Source organism: Streptococcus sinensis, from assembly GCF_000767835.1.
In the GTDB taxonomy this organism is placed as follows: Bacteria; Bacillota; Bacilli; order Lactobacillales; family Streptococcaceae; genus Streptococcus; species Streptococcus sinensis.
Window position 1 is genome coordinate 1 of sequence record NZ_JPEN01000005.1, and the last position, 372, is coordinate 372.

Sequence of the window (372 nt, forward strand, 5' to 3'; positions counted from 1 at the left end):
GACATCAAAGCTCCCTGTGTCTGGATTATTATTGGTGATATCCAGTTTTCCTTGCGGTTTGCCGATGGTGACAGTTGTTTGGGTACCGCCTACGCCGACCAGCTGATTGTCTGCCAGTAGATAATAAAGGTGGATATTGTACTCGCCTGTGGAATACTTATGGTCACGGGCAGCGACACTGATCTTATAGGTCCCATCCACTTGTTTTTTAGCATCATACCAGATGATATCGTCCTGCCCATTAACGCTGGACCAAGTGGGTAGGGCTACTTTTTTGATGGGCTTAGGAGCTGAGATATTGGTTACATGTACATCGAAGCTACCAGCATTTGAATCTACATTTGTAATAGTGAGGGTGCCTTGGGGAGTGTC

At 46.2% G+C, this 372-nt stretch carries 1 protein-coding gene; it reads right to left on the minus strand.

The annotated features are described in order from the left end of the window. The coding region (locus SSIN_RS00140; RefSeq protein WP_037614392.1) for a GBS Bsp-like repeat-containing protein at positions 1-372 on the minus strand (372 nt) is incomplete at both ends.